The organism is Paraburkholderia aromaticivorans (assembly GCF_012689525.1).
In the GTDB taxonomy this organism is placed as follows: Bacteria; Pseudomonadota; Gammaproteobacteria; order Burkholderiales; family Burkholderiaceae; genus Paraburkholderia; species Paraburkholderia aromaticivorans_A.
Genome location: NZ_CP051516.1, coordinates 315,786 through 331,882, shown reverse-complemented (window position 1 = coordinate 331,882; position 16,097 = coordinate 315,786). Strand labels below are relative to the sequence as shown.

Sequence of the window (16,097 nt, the reverse complement as noted above, 5' to 3'; positions counted from 1 at the left end):
CAAATGCTTTGTCCATTTGGGGACGGTTTCTCCATTCGCAAGCGGACGCGAATGCATTCTCGCTATCGCCATAATAGGCGGGGAAAACTACCGTTTACAAGATAGCCCGCAAGAAAAAAGCCCGCCATGAAGGCGGGCCAAAATCGCTGCGCTTATTCGTGATCCCGCGAGCCCGGGAGCAGGGGCTCGCGGTGCGTTCCTTATTCGACGTGTTCGCCGTGCAGCGTCACGTCCAGACCTTCGCGTTCCTGTTCTTCGGTCACACGCAGGCCCATCACCATGTCGATGACCTTCAGCAGGATGTAGCTCACCACGCCGCTGTAGACCAGCGTCGTCAGCACGCCCTTGGCTTGCAGGATCACGCTGCCATCCGCGCCGCCGATGTCCTTCACCGCGAACACACCGGTCAGCAGCGCACCCACGATACCGCCGATGCAGTGCACGCCGAACGCGTCGAGCGAGTCGTCGTAACCGAGCTTGTGCTTGAGCCACGTTGCCGACCAGAAGCAGATCACGCCTGCCGCGATACCGATCACCAGCGAACCCGCCAAACCGACGAAGCCCGAAGCCGGCGTAATCGCCACCAGACCTGCCACGGCACCCGACACGATACCGAGCACCGACGGCTTACCCTTGGTTGCCCATTCGGCGAACATCCAGGCGAGTGCTGCTGCTGCGGTGGCCACTTGCGTGGCGAACATGGCGAAACCGGCACGGCCGTCTGCTGCCACTGCCGAACCCGCGTTGAAGCCGAACCAGCCTACCCACAGCATGGCGCCACCGATCAGCGTGAGCGTCAGGTTGTGCGGCGCCATCGCTTCCTTGCCGTAACCGACACGCTTGCCGAGCACCAGAGCGCAGACCAGCGCCGCGATACCGGCGTTGATGTGCACCACCGTGCCGCCCGCGAAGTCGAGGATGCCCGCGCTAGCCAGCCAGCCGGTCGGTTCCCAGACCATGTGCGCGATCGGCGAGTAGACGATGATCGACCACAGCGTCATGAACACCAGCATCGCCGAGAACTTCATACGGTCGGCAAACGCGCCCGTGATCAGTGCCGGGGTAATGATCGCGAACGTCATCTGATAGACGACGTAGACCGTTTCCGGGATCGTCGGCGCGAGGTGGCTGACGGTCAGCGTCGTGGCCTTGTCGCCCTTGATGTAGTTCATGCCTGACATGAAGAAGCGCGAGAAGCCGCCAATGAACGAACCGCCCGGCGTGAAGGCGAGGCTGTAGCCCACCACGACCCAGACGATCGACACGAGGCAGGTGATCGCAAAGCTTTGCATCAGAATCGCGAGCACGCTCTTCTTGCGGACCATGCCGCCGTAAAACAGCGCCAGACCCGGAATCGTCATGAACAGCACGAGCGCGGTGGAGGTCAACATCCAGGCGGTGTCGCCCGAATTGATCTTCGACGAATCGACCGAGAACGGCGCGGTCGGGGCAGCCGGCGCAGCGTCCGATGCTGCAGGTGCGGCGGCGGCCGCGCTGGCAGCCGGTGCGGCGGACGCGTCAGCGGCCGGTGCCGAAGCCGCGGCGGCAGCAGGTGCCGCCGAAGCGTCCGGTGCCGGCGCGCTCGCCGTCGTATCGGAAGCAGCGGCCGAAGCGGCTGCGGGGGCGGAAGCGTCGTCCGCGAGGGCGGCGCCGATACCGCCCGCGAGCAGCGAACCGGCCATCAGCATGGACATCATTAATTTGCGCATCTTTCGTTTCCTCTTGTCGCTATCTGTGTCGCTATCTTTTGGTATTACAGAGCGTCCGCGCCAGTCTCCCCGGTGCGGATCCGAATCACTTGTTCGATCGGCGTGACGAAAATCTTGCCGTCGCCGATCTTGCCGGTGCGTGCCGCGCGCTCGAGCGCCTCGATCGCCTGGTCGACGATGTCGTCCGAGACAGCGGCCTCGATCTTCACCTTCGGCAGAAAATCGACGACGTATTCAGCGCCGCGATACAGTTCCGTGTGGCCTTTCTGGCGACCGAAACCTTTGACTTCCGTCACCGTGATGCCCGAGACGCCGATGGCCGACAAGGCTTCGCGCGCCTCATCGAGCTTGAACGGCTTGATGATTGCGGTAATGAGTTTCATGAAATCCCTCGCTTAGTTGCGTAACCCGTTTGCGTAACTCTCGTTGCGTACCTGTAAACCGTTCGCGTGGTCTCGTTCCGCTGCCGGCAAAAAGGCGCCGGCAGTGCGCGCGGGGCAGTAACAGCAACTCGCATGCCATGTTGTGTCAGACTCCGCCCCGTGGACGTCGCAAAAGGGGCGCAAGCCGCCCTGGCCGGACGGCCAACGTTGGCGGGGGCACGCTGGCGCGGCGTATGGATCGTTGCTAGAGTGTTCGCAGGTCTGGAACGCATGGGCGCGCACCAAAGGGGCTCATGTGCCAACGGCACGCAACGGGACATGCACCAACACCGCCCATTTGCCGTTACAAAGCACAGGCGTAACGAAACATGCACATTTTTTGTGCACCAAGGGGAACACCATGAAACAACCGAACGATGTTTTTAACGACTTTCAGGCCCGCATGAGCGAGTTGTTCAAGAACTCGCCGGCCAAAGATGTCGAACGCAACGTCAAAGCCATGCTGTCGCAGGGTTTCTCGAAGCTCGACCTGGTCACGCGTGAGGAATTCGATACCCAGACCCAGGTGCTGGTGCGCACGCGCGCTCGCCTCGAAGAGCTGGAACGCCGCGTCGCCGAACTCGAACAGAAGCTGCCGGTCACGCAAACGCCGTAACGCTTTGCTCGCGGCGTAATCGCCGCGCAGTGCTGCACATCACAGGCAAGCGAGCCGTGACGTCATCAGCGTTTTAGGGGACTTGCGCGCGCCCTCGGCGCGCCGTCCGACGGGAGAAAACATGTCGCTTGCCGTGGTGCGCAGTCGCGCGCCGGCCTCTGGCCGCGCGCCCGAAGTAACCGTCGAGGTCCACCTCGCGAACGGATTACCCTCTTTTTCGATCGTCGGCCTGCCTGATCTGGAAGTGCGCGAAAGCCGCGAGCGCGTGCGCGCGGCGCTGCAGAACTGCAATTTCGACTTCCCCGTCCGACGCATCACCGTCAATCTCGCGCCGGCCGATCTGCCAAAGGAATCCGGCCGCTTCGATCTGCCAATCGCTTTGGGCATTCTCGCGGCGAGCGGCCAGATTCCCGCCGAGTCCTTGCTGCATCGTGAATTCGCGGGCGAACTCTCGTTGACCGGCGCGCTCAGGCCAATGCGCGGCGCTTTCGCCATGGCGTGCGGAACGGCGCGCAGCGCTGTGGTTCATGGCGGCGGTGCGCCGCAATCCGCCGCGATTGCAAGCGACCTTGCCGCATGCGAAGCACGCGCGCACTCCACGCCTCAGCTCTACCTGCCCGCTGCGAGCGCGGCGGAAGCGGCGCTCGTACCCGGCGTCGATGTTTACGGCGCCGCTGATCTGCCTTCGTTGTGCGCTCACCTCGCGGAAGCGCCGGACGCCCGGCTTTATCCAGTCGCCGTGCCGGACATCGCCGAAAGCCCAGCGGCTGTGGTCCCGGATATGGGCGACGTCATCGGTCAACGCGGCGCGCGCCGCGCACTCGAAGTTGCCGCGGCCGGCGGCCATCACGTCTTACCTTATGGCCAATTAAACCCGCCCATCCAGCAAGAAGTCGCGGTGCAGCGTAACTAGGAAGCGCTGCGAACTTCTTGCCTAAGCACGCATTTTATTGTTTTATAAAGAAAACCAAACAATTCGATAGCTATTGATAACAACTGGCGACCGTATTATGATGAACTCATCCTTTCGACGGAGAGCAGAGATGGTCGCAGTGACGGTTCAAATACCTGAGTTGTTGATGCGGGAGGGTCTCGACAAAGCCCTGACCGACAAGAAGACGTTCGAGGAATATATCGTGCGTCTAATTGAACGTGATCTGGAAACCGAGGAGGATTCCGAGCAACGCGACATCAAAATCAACGCCTATGTTGAGAAAATGGCGCAGCGCACTTTCACTGGTATTGGAATGGCGCAAGACGAATTCCAAGTCCAAGACATCTTTTGGGAGGCTGGCCTGGGCAAGTGGGAAAGCGTCGAAGCCAATGATCGGAAGATGATCGGTAAGCGCTATCGTAAGGCAGTCGAAAATGTTATCCACACGTGCGGTAAGGGCACGCAAGAGTGGAAAATCATCTTCGCTGGCAAGACGCAACAGAATCAAGCAATCTACCAGCGCGTCTATCCCGATGGCACGCGGCCGAAGAAGCTGTCTATGGACGAAGTGCTCGCCGCTATCGGAAATAGTGTGCGGCCGAATACGCTTCCTGTTGTGCCTGATAGCATTACGTTGTCAGACGGTATTGTCGAGGACGAGCGTCGGTCGTAATTCGGAAGCAGCCGTCACCGGCCTAGCTAACTGGATGACTGGAGTCGTGTCGGGTCTGCCGCACCGATTCGAGTCGAACCAGTTTCGAACGCGCCGCCCGTTCATAACGAACTCAGAGCGGCTGAGACATCGTTCGAGCCGCCGGTGGGATCGATGCGACGAACGCCGCCATCGGTTTCGGTGCGCCGAACATGTTGACTTGTAGCCAATTAAACCCCGCTAGTAGCGACTAGCCTCGCGTCTGTTTGCTCATGGTCGCTCATGCGACCGACTGACGGCCTCACTACAAATAGGCCCCAGATGTGTTCGCCCTTCCCGCGATTGGTCGCTGTCGTTCTTCGGCCAGAAGCGATCCTTCGACGTCGGCTCAATCGTAGACAATACGATCTAGCAAGTCCGTTTCACATCCGCCGTCTATACAAATGGCACCAAAAAATACGAACCTACACGAATGGATCAACTCAATCGTCGCTTCGCTCGCGTTAATTGTCGGTAGCGCGTCCGCGTTCTTTTCATGGCAGGCTAACGAGGCAAAACGCGAAGCAGTCACGATGACAGCCATCCCGACCGGTGAGTGTGCCGTGCAATATAGCGGCGGTCCAAAAGTAGGAATAGTGGGTCTGTGCTGGAAAGTCACGATTGCGAATCAGAGCGAGGACCGTCTCTCTATTGTGAATCAGGACTTATTTAACACTGTGCAGGGTAAGCCCACCTTCGTCGGCGGCAAGTTCGATATCCTGGAAACCGTAGACGGCCAACGCCTCGCCCTGCCGATCATGCTTGACGGGGGCGAGGCGCGAACTATCATCGTGCGCGCGCCCACGATGATTAGCGAAAAGGTTGCCCCGTTGGTCTGGAAGCTACTGACTGCACAGGGTGGTGAACAAAAGCCCAAAGCCTTAAAGGTCAGCGAACTCATGCAGCAGTTGCGCCAAGAGCGAACCGACGTAATGGGCAACGACCTTGAACCAATGGCGAGCGGTCTTGATGCCTGGACCTACAGAATCCCGATTAGCTATGCAGATAGCGTTTTCAAGGTCGTAACTGCGCGCGGAACCGTCTCCACGGTGGAAATGACGGAACCTGAGCGTCTACCTGGCGAGCCACGCCAGTAACCTCTCGCTATTTATCGATAGCGACGCAGAGTTGCGCGGCCCCGTCACGGACGACGTATCCGCGACTAGGCGCAGGACATGTGAATGTCTGCTGTCGAGGAAATCTAACGTCCGTTCACGGTCGATATCTGCCGTACAAGTTCGGAACGAATGCATTCGAACACTGCCGTGTATCCATTGCGGACAGAAAGAGGTGGGACATCGTTCGAACCGCCAGCGTGATCGATAAGACGAACACCGCCATCGATTTGGGCGAGCCAAACGTCTTACCTTGTGGCCAAACAAACCCCATTTGTAACCGGGCTAGCTTCGCCTGCATTCGCCCGTGGCCGTTCATACGACCAAGTGGTGGCCTCTGTATAAGACCGCCACATGACTGCGATCAGACATTTGTTCGCATCAGGCTGTTACCTGACGAAACGAAATCGCGCTTTGGCAGGTGAAGCTTCTGCGGTTCAGAAGGTCCACGGCTTCGCGGCCATTCCGCCAATAGCGTCTTCGTTCATGCTCCCAAGGTAGAGAAGACCGCTTGACGGTCAGAGATGCAGTCGGAATCCAAACCCCGATGAATAGGCGTCCGCTCAGTGACCATTGCGAAGCGGCGCAGGCTCGTTCTTATTTGCGTGATCCGAGGCAGATCCACGTTGGGTCGATAATGCGCGTTGATCCGTTGGCGGCGCACATGCCACAGACGTAGCGGCGCTGCCAACCGGCAAATGGGCACTGCCCGAAATGGCTACATACACAGTCAACGCGATGGCTGCAACGAAGAACGCGCCGGCCGCGTACGCAGTATATGTGACGACAGGCTCCCATTTGCTGGGCCTGTCTGCCGATTTGTCGCAGTCCACGAGCCACCTTTCCCCTAAGTCCAATTGATCACTGAGCAGCTTCGGGGTGATCAAGTAGGAAAGCACGATCGCTAGTATTGCAAGCGTGAATAGCATCCATGACAGTTGCAATGCGACGGGTATGCCAAGCGTCGAATGTGGCAGAACATCCTTATAGAGCAAGAGTGAAAAGCCCAAGCCCCCGGATGCGTACGTCAAGATTGATTTATCAAATCCGTCCGAAGTGGCGAGATCGCGCTTATCAATGTCCGCTTGCAAGTCGTCAAAGAGTTTTAGCCGCCTCTCGTGATCCGCCTTTTCCTGTTGTTTGCGTTCCTCTTCCGTCGACGCCTTGCGGTCGGCGATCTGCCGCGATCTCCGCCAGATCATTTGTGATCCCCGTCGGGCTCATCGCCCGGCTTGCTGCAGCATTCTTTAGGAACGCCTCCTCGACGCTTCGATCCCCCAATATCTAAAGCCGAGGCGGCTGTTGCGGACTCCGCACTCTTCTTGTGGTGAGATTTTTTAGTTTTTTTCCGGGCAATCATCTCGCTTTCGTGGCTATCGCCGTTATCCTGCGCGATGGACTGAGTGCCCATCATGACGCACAACCCGAGCAGACAAAGTAAGACGGCGACAAATCTCATCTTCCCCTCCTCCGACTGTCCGAATAAGTAAAGCATGCGCCACCGGCCGGTCAAGAAAAATTCTTCGTACGGTCGACGACGCGCTTCGAATCTGCATCGATCCCGGAGAGGACTTACCGCCCAAGCGGCCTGGCGCGGAAACCTGCGTGTGGACATGCCCGATTAGGAAATGACCGTTGACCAGTTGATAACGGCGTTTCGCGGGACGGCGATCCGAACGACAGCAAGGGGTCAAAATCTGCCTAGCAGCAGTTGCGCCCGAGACATATGGGTGCGGCCTCTATTCGTAACGCGCATAAACGCTCGGGACATCAACCGGACGCCGTTCGAACGCACTGTTGGACCGATACAGCGCCAAAACGCGGGTTTTGGCGGGCCAAATGTGCTTAACTTATGGCCAATTAAACCCATTTTTAAGCGGTCTAGCGTCGCCTGCATTCGCCGTGGTCGCTCATGCTTGGCATCTAATTAGCTAGGTCGACATCGATTTTTGAAGTATCTGGATAAACCTGCCGCCGTTTTCTTCCACCAGCGCGTACGCCGAGTCTGGCTCCATAACCTCAAGCGGTAGACGCTCTGCAAGGATGTAGCCGGAGACATCTCTGCGATGCCGTCCGAGATCATCGAACGGTCCTTCCCAGCATTCATCTCCTACAAGTGGGGTCTTTAATTGTCGCGTCAGTTCCATAACACTACGATGCTCCGGAGGAGGAGCCAGCGGGTCAGGATTTTCCAGATGACGTCGCTTGAGCGTGTAACAGATGGTCATTCGTTCCGGCTCCAAGAGGAATGGATTCGATGCCCATTGGCCTCTTGCTTCGATAATTCGCCACGTGGCTTGATCAACGCGAAATACGCGGCCATCTGAGACGATTCCCGTGTTCTTATTCAGTGTGAAAAGACGAAAGTAACCAACCGACGCAATTGGGGTTTCTTTGCGGCTACCCCATAGACCATAAATCCACCACCGCCACGAATTGCGGCGGCCTTTTTCCGCAATTCGTTGTTCCTTTTTAGTCGGCGGGCGCCCTTTGGTTCCATCCAGGCCGGCGAGACATTCATTGCGACGTCGTTCCCATAGACTCGCCCCAACCCTAGATCTCTTGTTACGCTTCAAGACTTCGGTGTCCTGTAATCCGACTGCGATGCCGCCGATGTCGATGGCTCTATCACGAGTTGTTCGTAGCACACCGCAAACGTAGCCCGTTCTAAGATTGAGAATCGGACTGCCACTTAGCCCGGGCCGTACTTGGCCACCCTTAAGCTTTACATCGCTCAAGAGATTGCCCTCTATTTCGAGCGTTACCGGATCTCCGTCGGTACGAAGGTCACTGTAACCGAAGGCGTAGCAATAGTCACCAGCGCAGGTATTTGAACTGATTCTCACGCAGGCGTGAGATCCATTAAGTTGTTTGATCGATAGAAGAGCGAGATCTCGGTTTCCGAAGTCGACTCCGTCAATGATTGATGCCTTCAATTTCTGGTCGGACCATTGCACATCGATTTCCGACGCGTGAAGATCCTTGATCACGTGTGCGCATGTAACGGCGATATTTTTCGCTATAAAGAACGCCGTTCCTCGAACCGTTCCTCCCGAGTATATTCGTAGAGTGCAGCTGTGAAACAGCTTCTCAAACTCGCGGGTGAGAACCGGCCGATTCGTCAAGATTTTCCCCAACGCAGGGTTACCTTTACGTTCGCTGAGCCGGAGCCTTTCACGAGGAACGTGGTTAGTTTTCCCGATTCAAGTGCGGCCTCAACACCAAATTCCACTTCAGCGGAATCTGGCTTGATTGCCTCTATGGCCGAACTAATCGATTTGGCGAGTTCAGTCAGCGATTCTCCGAAATCACTGAAAGTCTGACTGGCGTTGGAAACGGGCTCTTCACCCTGCACCGACACCTCGATGAGGATGTTGCGTCCGCTCTGGAGTGTCACTTCCACTGCTTCTGAACGCATTGGCTGCCTCTAATTTGATGTGCGGAGATCAGGGCGGGGCTTAAGAAGTAGTGCTCGTCCTAGCATATGCGACAGAATCTACTTTTAACAGGGACAATTTTTGCGTTGCTGTGTGCGCCATAGAACGGACAAGATCAAATTTGTCCAAGATTGAACGAGTGCGTTGGAGCTTGCCGTTTCCACTGACATAGGCCGGTTCACTTCGCATTCGCGCCGCTCGGACGAAGCGCGAACGATCGGAAACATAGATTGCCCCTCCAACAATTCTAAATTAGCTTGCAAAGTAGGTTTCAGGCACCTATACATGATGCATTGCCCCAAACTGCACGTTCGTAGGTCGCTAATAAAGATGCGTTAGCTTGTAGTTGGCCTGCCTCTTACTTCGTGATCTGCCGCCGTTCAGCGTTACTCAGTCTCCGGTGTTTTCAAATCGAAAGCATGGAGTGCATGCATAATATTGGAGAGTCAAATGAAAACGAACGATCAGATGGAGGATTTTTTTACCGTAGAGCATCATCAGCCCGAAGCCAATAAAAATGGAAGCTTCGAAATGATCACTTGCGGATGTGGCTGCCTAGCGAAAACCGCCGACGTGAGCGTCAGCAATACTAGGTCTGCCCGAGACGGGCATAAAGGTGTGTTCGTCTTGAAGAATAAATAATAAAAATGTGCGCACTTCTGTATCGTCCGGAGCAGTTTGGCGCGGTCGTCGCGAAGGGCGACGGGGAGGATGTTTTACTTCTCGATCACGATGGTGCTAACGCCTTTCTGCAATTGGCAGGATTATCGAACGGCGACGAAACCGCATTCCAACAGACTACCGTCGATGGAGCCAGTTACGATGCATTAAAGACGATCGTTTCTACGGAAGGGAATTTCCACTTATTCAAATCAAATAAAGGGAGGCTAAAAAGCTTCCCAACGCTTTCGTATCCGCTCGATTTATATTGGGAAGTGACTCGTCGCTGCAATGAGCGATGTGTTCATTGCTACAACAATTCAGACAATACGGGGCCGCATCCCACGTCTGAGCAAATTTCGACGACGTTGAAAGAGTTAGAGAACGTTCAACTGCGCTCCCTAACAATCACAGGCGGCGAGCCGATGATGCGTAAAGACTTCTGGACGATTGCGGAGCAGTGCAGACCTATCTCATACAAACTCGTTCTAGGAACAAACGGCACGCTGATTAATGAAGGAAACGCGGATAAGATCGCAGAACTGTTTGATTTCGTGAATGTAAGCCTTGACACCAATACTGCCGAAGAATTCGATCTGTTCAGGGGGTATCCAGGAGCCTTCGTGAAGACTACGAGCGCGATCCGCCTCTTAAGTGAGCGAGGCGTGCAGGTAGTTGTTCAATCCGTTCTGACACGCCGTACGATTGACGCTGTTAAGGAGCTGGGGTATCTCGTTGCAGAACTGGGCGGACATACATGGACAGTTCGATTTCCGTTTTACAGCGGTCGCGCTATGAATTCGCAGGAGCAATTTCTCTCGCACAGAGAAGTGCAGAAATACGTCCCGCTTTTCGACGAAGTGAGAAGCGAGCTTTCCTCACGCATCCCATCCGTTCGGATAGGTGCCGGTTATACTTGGAGTTACGAAAAACCGTACGAATATACCGACAATCCCAATCAACTTATGCTTTGTGCTGCCGCGACCGTGAATGCAGCCTTGTCCGCTGACGGATCACTCGCCCCGTGTTCGCTTTTTACGGAAACAGCGTTCCGCTCGGAATCTGTTTGGAAAACAAGCTTGCAGCATGAATGGCAGAACGCAGATTGTTTCGTCGCGATGAGAAACATAAAGTTGCGGGACATTGGCGGATGCGGCACATGTTCCAACGCGCTCGGTCAATGTGGCAGTGGATGCCGCGCAAAGGCATATATGAAGTATGGAACTATCTACAAGTCAGACTACGATTGCGGATATAGCTCGGCCGATGGTTCCAGCGAATATCCGATTCGTTTCCGCGCGAAAAACGTTGGAGCCAAGACCATTGGCTGACGATAGTATCGCTGGCGTTTGCCTGGATCGAAGTCGGTGCGGCCGGTGCGGTTCGAAAGCTGTCATCGCTCCTTCAGAGCTCGCAACGACCGTTACGGGTCGAGGGCCGCCCCCGCAGCTGTCGCGCCCATACATTTCCGAGTACTGACTTCTATTCCTAACACGCGGTAGCGCTCGATACGTTACAGGACGCTGTTCGAACACACCGTTGGGTGCAGACGATCCGCCAAAACACGAATTTTGGCGGACCGATCACGTTAATTTCTATCCAATTAAATCCGACCTTTCTACAGTTCCTCGCGGTCCGTCCAATGCACCTCAATTACTGCAATCGATGAACTGGAAGGTATTGCAGCCTTGATTCGGACAGTCGGCCTGCGGTACCGCACCGATAAAGCGAGTAGGGCTATCGGCCCTTATAACCAGCAACGGCGGTACGGATTTGGAGAAGTGTTGAATTTGGCAATAAGTGTCGGCGGCATGTTTGCGTCCAATGTCGTCGCACTCGCCGGGTTGGTAGCACATGTCGAGCGGTATAGCGTTGGGATGCCCAATCGGTATCCTAAGGTCTGCGCCTTGGAATCGATGGACGTCTTCGGCAAACAGTAGCGTTGAAAAAGCTGATACAACTAGTACGCACGCAAGAATTGATAACTTCATTTCAGCCTCCTGTTAAAGACTCGACACTGACCCTGTCGCTACGGCGCAATCGGCCGTGATGTCGTTGGAGGCAAAGAGACCTGCCTCTTCCGGGCCTCTTAAAGTATGTGCGACTGATGAAGAAAAACCATGCGGTAGAAGCGAAAACAACCCGTCTCGAGGTGGAGACAAGGTCGAAAGTCTTCGCGATAGGGCGATGACTTACGCGCCTGCAAACTCGTCAACGTTGAATGGGCACGCGAAGATCCGGTTCACATCCAATCCCAGTTGTGATCCCATTCGCACTTAATGAACCGCATCAATAAGAAAGCTTGTCCGCATCGTTCGATCGGTGCCGCCAACAAACGCTCAAAGCATCACCAGTCATCGTTCGAACACTCTGCGGCACCAGTCCAGCGCCAACACTCAGGCTTTGGCGGCTCGAATATTCTTACCTTGGGGCCATTTAAACCCGAAAAATCGGATTTCACTGCCTCCTAGCTGCCATTTTTCACCAGCCCGCTGCCAATCCCCCAATCGGACCCCCAGTCGGATTTATTTGGTCTTTGTGAACGTGTTGCATCCGACTGTTCAATCGCGGGGGGCATCCGTGCAATTTTCGGTCATTTCGTTAGACCAACATCGACTCCACGGATAAAATTCGCGAGCCGCGTCCAAGCGCCGAGCTCTCGGCATCAGCGGACAGCGAACAACAGATATCAGAGAGACGGGGTACATTCGTGCTACCTGGATTCAATGCATCGCTTGTTTTGCCGCCCTTCGCGGGGGAATCGCCAACCGATCGCGCTACCGGATCTCCCTACTACGCCAGCATGGCGGAGGTGGTGTTTCGATTCGGAGCATCGGAAGAGCGCCGAAAGATCCTCCGCGGTCTGTTGGCGTATCGTTCCGAACTGAGAGCGGCAGGATTCGTGCACGGCTTCCAGTGGCTGGACGGTAGCTTTTGTGAAGACGTTGAAAAGACGAGGGGGCGGCCGCCCAGTGATATCGACGTCGTTACATACGCTTATCGACCCGAGCATTTGCAAGAGGGTGACGCATTCTATGAATGGTTCGAAAAAAACGAATCGCTGTTCAATCCTTGGGGGTTGAAAGCCCGTCTTCATTGCGAGGCGTTCTTCATCGATATGCAAAAGCCCGCTCACTATCTCGTCGACGATGTGCGCTACTGGTACGGCCTGTTCTCGCACCAAAGGGAAACCTTCCTTTGGAAGGGAATGGTATGGGTTAGGCTCGAGTCTAACGACGATGACGCGTTGGTTCTTTTGGGATAGGAGAAGCAATGCTAAAAAAACTGAAAATTGACGCGCTTGCAGCGGATCTTTCTTCTGTGAACGCACTCTTGGGTTCCCGGTCGTTTCGGGACGATCCCACCGGTGTTTACCAATTCAGGATGAGGAAGGCGGAACTGGAGCGGCAGTTGGAAGAGACTCGGGCGTCTTTTAATCCTCATGCTTCGATTGCGATTTTCTTTGGTGGGGAACCTGTACAAGGATCCCGTGGTATCAATGCTGACTTCGCCGGTGGCGCGCTAGATGACGTGCAGGAACTTATTCGCAAATGCTTGGCGACTCGGGAGTTGGGTGCGCTCAGCGAGCGTGGACGCGTGCCGTTGAAGGGGAACGCGCAGCTTATCGTCACTGATGTGGCACGCGGATCGTTTGGTTTCGTACTTGAGGAAGCGGGGGACGATGCCGCGATAATCGATACGGTTCTCAAAGATGTGGTTGACGAAGTTGCCGAACTCTTAGGGCAGATCTCGTCTGCGAACGAGGCAGAGTTTCAAAGCGCGACGGAGGCTTTGGACGGGCGAATTCTGCTGTCCTTGCGCAAGTTCTTCAAACGACTCGACGACAGTCAGGCGACGGTTCGATTAGTTGAGGACGAACGTGACGTTCTCCTTGATCGAACGGCAGTCAACCGAGCGAGGACGCGCACAGAGGCGATCGAAATTGATGAAAGCGGGCAGGAGTTTCAAGGCGCACTTTTCTTGCTGCCAGACTCGAAGCGATTCGAGCTTCACACTTCGAAAGATGGGGACGCTATCACACTGAGCGGATCGGTTAGTCGGGATGTTCTGCGTCAACTTGCTGGGGAGGCGGAACTAGGTCAACCACCCATCAATCCTCGCGAAATTTCGCGCACGGATTGGCGCGTACTCGTCAAGGTTCGGGAGATAAGGGAGCGCGGACGAACTGCGCGAACGGCATTTACGTTGGTTAGATTGATCGCACCACGCTCATCGACTGCGAATTAGCCGAACTGCCATCGTGTGCACGAATTATAAGATCGGCGAGATGCAGCAGTTCGAAATCTGTCACGGCATCTCGCAACTTCCGTGGTCGTCGTCAGGCTATCGCCGAGACGTGAACAAAGACGGCAACGCGCCAATCCTTCCCCGGCCATTTATCACGCTTTCGACTATGGATACACATCGACCGTAAGTGAGAACTGACCGCTGCAGGCGTCGCCCGCAGTCGAGGCAGTGCATCTCGCTACGAAACATGGTCGACCGTCTGCATCAGGAACACGTGAACTTCCGTAGGCGAATTCCCGGCCAGGGCGGGTGTTTGCCCATTGCACGTTTCGATAGACCACACGAGCGTTCGCGGTTGGTGGCGGATCGGCGCAAATCCGTTGGTTCGCGTAGTTGCCATTGTCTACGAAGATCGTTTGGGTCTTCGGGGTAGGTGGCGCTCCCTTTTCGTTGGTCACTTCCGAGAGCGTTATCTCCCAGTCAACCGAGCAAATGTCTTCCTTTTTGTTATAACAATAGCTCGTGTAACAGATGTGGTCAGGTTTATCGCTGGTGACGAGCGGTGCAAGGAACGAGCAAAGATCGGACTGATAGGGCGTGCACCGGGGATTCTTGCGTACGGGCTCCAATTTTCTATACAGTTTCGAACCATCGTGGCTAGGATTGGTGCACCATTCGACGCCGTTGCCGCCAGTGGATCGATCGACATGCATGGTCATGGTGACGTCACCTGCGTTGGAATCATCCGTGCCGATCGCAAGTAACCCAACCACAAGAATGTTTAGTATCGTCGCGAAACGCACAACGCCTATTTCAAGCACACGAAGCAGTGCGATCACGATATCTCCAGCGATTTGACCATCGATAAACTTGAACGACCGGCCGCACCGGATTTTTCTTGCTCGTCAGTTTCGAATTTGCATAAAAGGGCGTTGCTTCAACGAAGCCCATTCAAGGCGGGACATCATTTAACCCTCATGGCGGGAGCCTTGAGCCTTTGCAGACAAGTACTGGCAATTCCACACGTTTGTACGTGACTTCTAAATCTAGGTGGGCTGAGACAATGTTGCAAAGATTTAACTCGTGTCTTGTTCTCTTCTTGATGAGTCGAAGAAAGTACTTGTAATCGAAATGGCTAGACGGGATCTCGACTCAATGGAGGGGATGACCATCCAAACAAGCTTCGCCAACGTTGATAGCCGCTGTTTCAATGTCGGCAGGCCCACTGGTCAGCGCCATGCAATCCGGATTCGCACACATGGTTGCCGCGCGCCGCGCCGATGTTTCGGTCGTGGGTCGCTTAAATCGTTCAGTACCCAAAGTTTGACGAGTCTCACTCATGACTGATCAGTGCCGGAGTCACTTTTGACATGGTAAGCATCCTCGGCGTCTCCAAACATGAATGTGACTGACCTTACGGTATGCAACGCACAGTATGTCAAGTTTGCAGCGTTGAGATCGAACAGCGCGAGATTGAAACCGGGTCCAAGTTGACTTTTGTACACCACACCGTCGAACCCGCGCATTCGAAAGAACTCTGATATGACTTGGGTCGGCACGTATTCGGCAGTGGATGGGTCGGAGACAACCGGTGCCGAAAATGCTCTGTCGATTTCGGCCCAGATGGCCTTCTCGCGCTTTTCCGGTGAAGGCTCTCCGAAGAAGAAGTTGAAATTACTATCGTGGCCGACCGAGAAGTCAATCAAGCGGAGTTCTCGCATCGTGCGAAACTGGCCAACCGATATGCTACCTCCGACCCATGGCCGAACCTCTGACATAGCGGTTTCTTTGTTCGATGCCACGTACAGACATGGAATGCCCTTCGGATTCACTCTGCCTTCGTGAGCAGCATGCGACAGTGGTTTCATGCGGACAGCGGGATACGGAGCGGGCTCATCCCACGTAGCTCCATCCTGCTCACGCTCCCGTGATGAACAGCCTAATTGCGCACACCAGACATATTTTCCCGCACTGACAAGTCGATGGCGCTCTTCGCTTGTTTCAAGCAGCGTGTTGAGAAAGGACATGACCTTCCGATCATGAACGAAGCGGGATGAATGCCTCACCGATCTGGAGAACGCGTAGAAATCGCGCCACGATTTGAACTGCTTCGGCATGATCGCTGGAGCTCCCCAATTGAAGAATGGGCTTTAGATCAGGGCATGTTCGCATCCTTGCTTCTGACCAAATACTCGATCGTAGTCCTGCCGCTCCTGCAAGTCAGCAACTCAACCGCAGCGTAACGTCATCTACTTTTCGGCCGCG

At 55.3% G+C, this 16,097-nt stretch carries 16 protein-coding genes and 1 pseudogene; 8 read left to right on the top strand and 9 right to left on the bottom strand.

The genetic code is table 11. From position 1 onward, the window contains the following. Window positions 1–200: 200 nt before the first annotated feature. Window positions 201–1,709, bottom strand: a complete 1,509-nt coding sequence (locus tag HF916_RS29530; protein WP_168792444.1) for an ammonium transporter — start codon at window positions 1,707–1,709, stop codon at window positions 201–203. Between the two features lie 44 nt (window positions 1,710–1,753). Beyond that, window positions 1,754–2,092 (bottom strand): P-II family nitrogen regulator, encoded by a 339-nt coding sequence (locus HF916_RS29525; RefSeq protein WP_006048089.1) that lies wholly within the window; start codon window positions 2,090–2,092, stop codon window positions 1,754–1,756. Window positions 2,093–2,492: 400 nt separating this feature from the next. Here HF916_RS29525 and HF916_RS29520 point away from each other — a divergent pair, with 400 nt between their 5' ends. The 4 genes and pseudogenes from HF916_RS29520 to HF916_RS29505 all read left to right on the top strand — a co-directional run bounded on the left by HF916_RS29520 (window position 2,493) and on the right by HF916_RS29505 (window position 5,469). After that, window positions 2,493–2,747, top strand: coding sequence for an accessory factor UbiK family protein (locus HF916_RS29520; RefSeq protein WP_012431591.1), 255 nt, complete (start codon window positions 2,493–2,495; stop codon window positions 2,745–2,747). A 121-nt stretch (window positions 2,748–2,868) separates the two neighbouring features. Continuing rightward, window positions 2,869–3,612, top strand: a pseudogene (locus HF916_RS29515) (magnesium chelatase domain-containing protein); the annotation flags it as partial. 178 nt (window positions 3,613–3,790) lie between these two features. After that, a complete protein-coding gene (locus HF916_RS29510) occupies window positions 3,791–4,354 on the top strand; it encodes a hypothetical protein (RefSeq protein ID WP_168792443.1) in 564 nt (187 codons plus the stop codon). A gap of 422 nt (window positions 4,355–4,776) precedes the next feature. After that, on the top strand, window positions 4,777–5,469 hold the full coding sequence (locus HF916_RS29505; RefSeq protein ID WP_168792442.1) for a hypothetical protein: 693 nt from the start codon (window positions 4,777–4,779) through the stop codon (window positions 5,467–5,469). Window positions 5,470–6,050: 581 nt separating this feature from the next. Here HF916_RS29505 and HF916_RS29500 read toward each other — a convergent pair. From HF916_RS29500 to HF916_RS29485, 4 genes are all read right to left on the bottom strand, one after another. Continuing rightward, a complete protein-coding gene (locus HF916_RS29500) occupies window positions 6,051–6,689 on the bottom strand; it encodes a hypothetical protein (RefSeq protein WP_168792441.1) in 639 nt (212 codons plus the stop codon). Continuing rightward, entirely contained in the window at window positions 6,686–6,946 is a 261-nt protein-coding gene (locus HF916_RS29495) for a hypothetical protein (protein ID WP_168792440.1), read from the bottom strand. The genes HF916_RS29500 and HF916_RS29495 overlap by 4 nt, the downstream gene beginning before the upstream one ends. Window positions 6,947–7,418: 472 nt before the next feature. After that, window positions 7,419–8,477, bottom strand: coding sequence for a serine protease (locus HF916_RS29490; RefSeq protein WP_240975752.1), 1,059 nt, complete (start codon window positions 8,475–8,477; stop codon window positions 7,419–7,421). Window positions 8,478–8,608: 131 nt separating this feature from the next. After that, on the bottom strand, window positions 8,609–8,905 hold the full coding sequence (locus tag HF916_RS29485; protein WP_168792438.1) for a CU044_2847 family protein: 297 nt from the start codon (window positions 8,903–8,905) through the stop codon (window positions 8,609–8,611). 469 nt (window positions 8,906–9,374) lie between these two features. Between HF916_RS29485 and HF916_RS29480 the strand changes: the two genes are divergently transcribed. Further along, complete coding sequence (locus HF916_RS29480; protein ID WP_168792437.1) at window positions 9,375–9,566, top strand: hypothetical protein; 192 nt, start codon at window positions 9,375–9,377, stop codon at window positions 9,564–9,566. Between the two features lie 5 nt (window positions 9,567–9,571). Next, complete coding sequence (locus tag HF916_RS29475; protein WP_168792436.1) at window positions 9,572–10,915, top strand: radical SAM/SPASM domain-containing protein; 1,344 nt, start codon at window positions 9,572–9,574, stop codon at window positions 10,913–10,915. 318 nt (window positions 10,916–11,233) lie between these two features. Here the strand turns inward: HF916_RS29475 and HF916_RS29470 are convergent, their stop codons facing one another. Next, window positions 11,234–11,575: a hypothetical protein gene (locus HF916_RS29470; protein WP_168792435.1), complete on the bottom strand. Its 342-nt coding sequence runs from the start codon at window positions 11,573–11,575 to the stop codon at window positions 11,234–11,236. A gap of 719 nt (window positions 11,576–12,294) precedes the next feature. On the opposite strand from HF916_RS29470, the gene HF916_RS29465 reads away from it, so the two are divergent. Continuing rightward, on the top strand, window positions 12,295–12,849 hold the full coding sequence (locus HF916_RS29465) for a DUF6932 family protein (protein WP_168792434.1): 555 nt from the start codon (window positions 12,295–12,297) through the stop codon (window positions 12,847–12,849). An 8-nt stretch (window positions 12,850–12,857) separates the two neighbouring features. After that, window positions 12,858–13,832, top strand: a complete 975-nt coding sequence (locus tag HF916_RS29460; protein WP_168792433.1) for a hypothetical protein — start codon at window positions 12,858–12,860, stop codon at window positions 13,830–13,832. Between the two features lie 164 nt (window positions 13,833–13,996). On the opposite strand, the gene HF916_RS29455 is transcribed toward HF916_RS29460, so the two are convergent. Beyond that, the gene (locus tag HF916_RS29455) at window positions 13,997–14,671 is read right to left on the bottom strand and encodes a hypothetical protein (RefSeq protein ID WP_168792432.1); all 675 of its coding nucleotides are present in this window, start codon (window positions 14,669–14,671) and stop codon (window positions 13,997–13,999) included. A 498-nt stretch (window positions 14,672–15,169) separates the two neighbouring features. Next, window positions 15,170–15,949: an RES family NAD+ phosphorylase gene (locus HF916_RS29450; RefSeq protein WP_168792431.1), complete on the bottom strand. Its 780-nt coding sequence runs from the start codon at window positions 15,947–15,949 to the stop codon at window positions 15,170–15,172. Between the last annotated feature and the right edge of the window lie 148 nt (window positions 15,950–16,097).

Excerpts from the sequence above, each read along its gene's own strand:
- HF916_RS29530 (WP_168792444.1), bottom strand. The coding sequence starts at position 1,709 with ATGCGCAAATTAATGATGTCCATGCTGATGGCCGGTTCGCTGCTCGCG.
- HF916_RS29525 (WP_006048089.1), bottom strand. The coding sequence starts at position 2,092 with ATGAAACTCATTACCGCAATCATCAAGCCGTTCAAGCTCGATGAGGCG.
- HF916_RS29520 (WP_012431591.1), top strand. The coding sequence starts at position 2,493 with ATGAAACAACCGAACGATGTTTTTAACGACTTTCAGGCCCGCATGAGC.
- HF916_RS29510 (WP_168792443.1), top strand. The coding sequence starts at position 3,791 with ATGGTCGCAGTGACGGTTCAAATACCTGAGTTGTTGATGCGGGAGGGT.
- HF916_RS29505 (WP_168792442.1), top strand. The coding sequence starts at position 4,777 with ATGGCACCAAAAAATACGAACCTACACGAATGGATCAACTCAATCGTC.
- HF916_RS29500 (WP_168792441.1), bottom strand. The coding sequence starts at position 6,689 with ATGATCTGGCGGAGATCGCGGCAGATCGCCGACCGCAAGGCGTCGACG.
- HF916_RS29495 (WP_168792440.1), bottom strand. The coding sequence starts at position 6,946 with ATGAGATTTGTCGCCGTCTTACTTTGTCTGCTCGGGTTGTGCGTCATG.
- HF916_RS29485 (WP_168792438.1), bottom strand. The coding sequence starts at position 8,905 with ATGCGTTCAGAAGCAGTGGAAGTGACACTCCAGAGCGGACGCAACATC.
- HF916_RS29480 (WP_168792437.1), top strand. The coding sequence starts at position 9,375 with ATGAAAACGAACGATCAGATGGAGGATTTTTTTACCGTAGAGCATCAT.
- HF916_RS29475 (WP_168792436.1), top strand. The coding sequence starts at position 9,572 with ATGTGCGCACTTCTGTATCGTCCGGAGCAGTTTGGCGCGGTCGTCGCG.
- HF916_RS29470 (WP_168792435.1), bottom strand. The coding sequence starts at position 11,575 with ATGAAGTTATCAATTCTTGCGTGCGTACTAGTTGTATCAGCTTTTTCA.
- HF916_RS29460 (WP_168792433.1), top strand. The coding sequence starts at position 12,858 with ATGCTAAAAAAACTGAAAATTGACGCGCTTGCAGCGGATCTTTCTTCT.
- HF916_RS29450 (WP_168792431.1), bottom strand. The coding sequence starts at position 15,949 with ATGCCGAAGCAGTTCAAATCGTGGCGCGATTTCTACGCGTTCTCCAGA.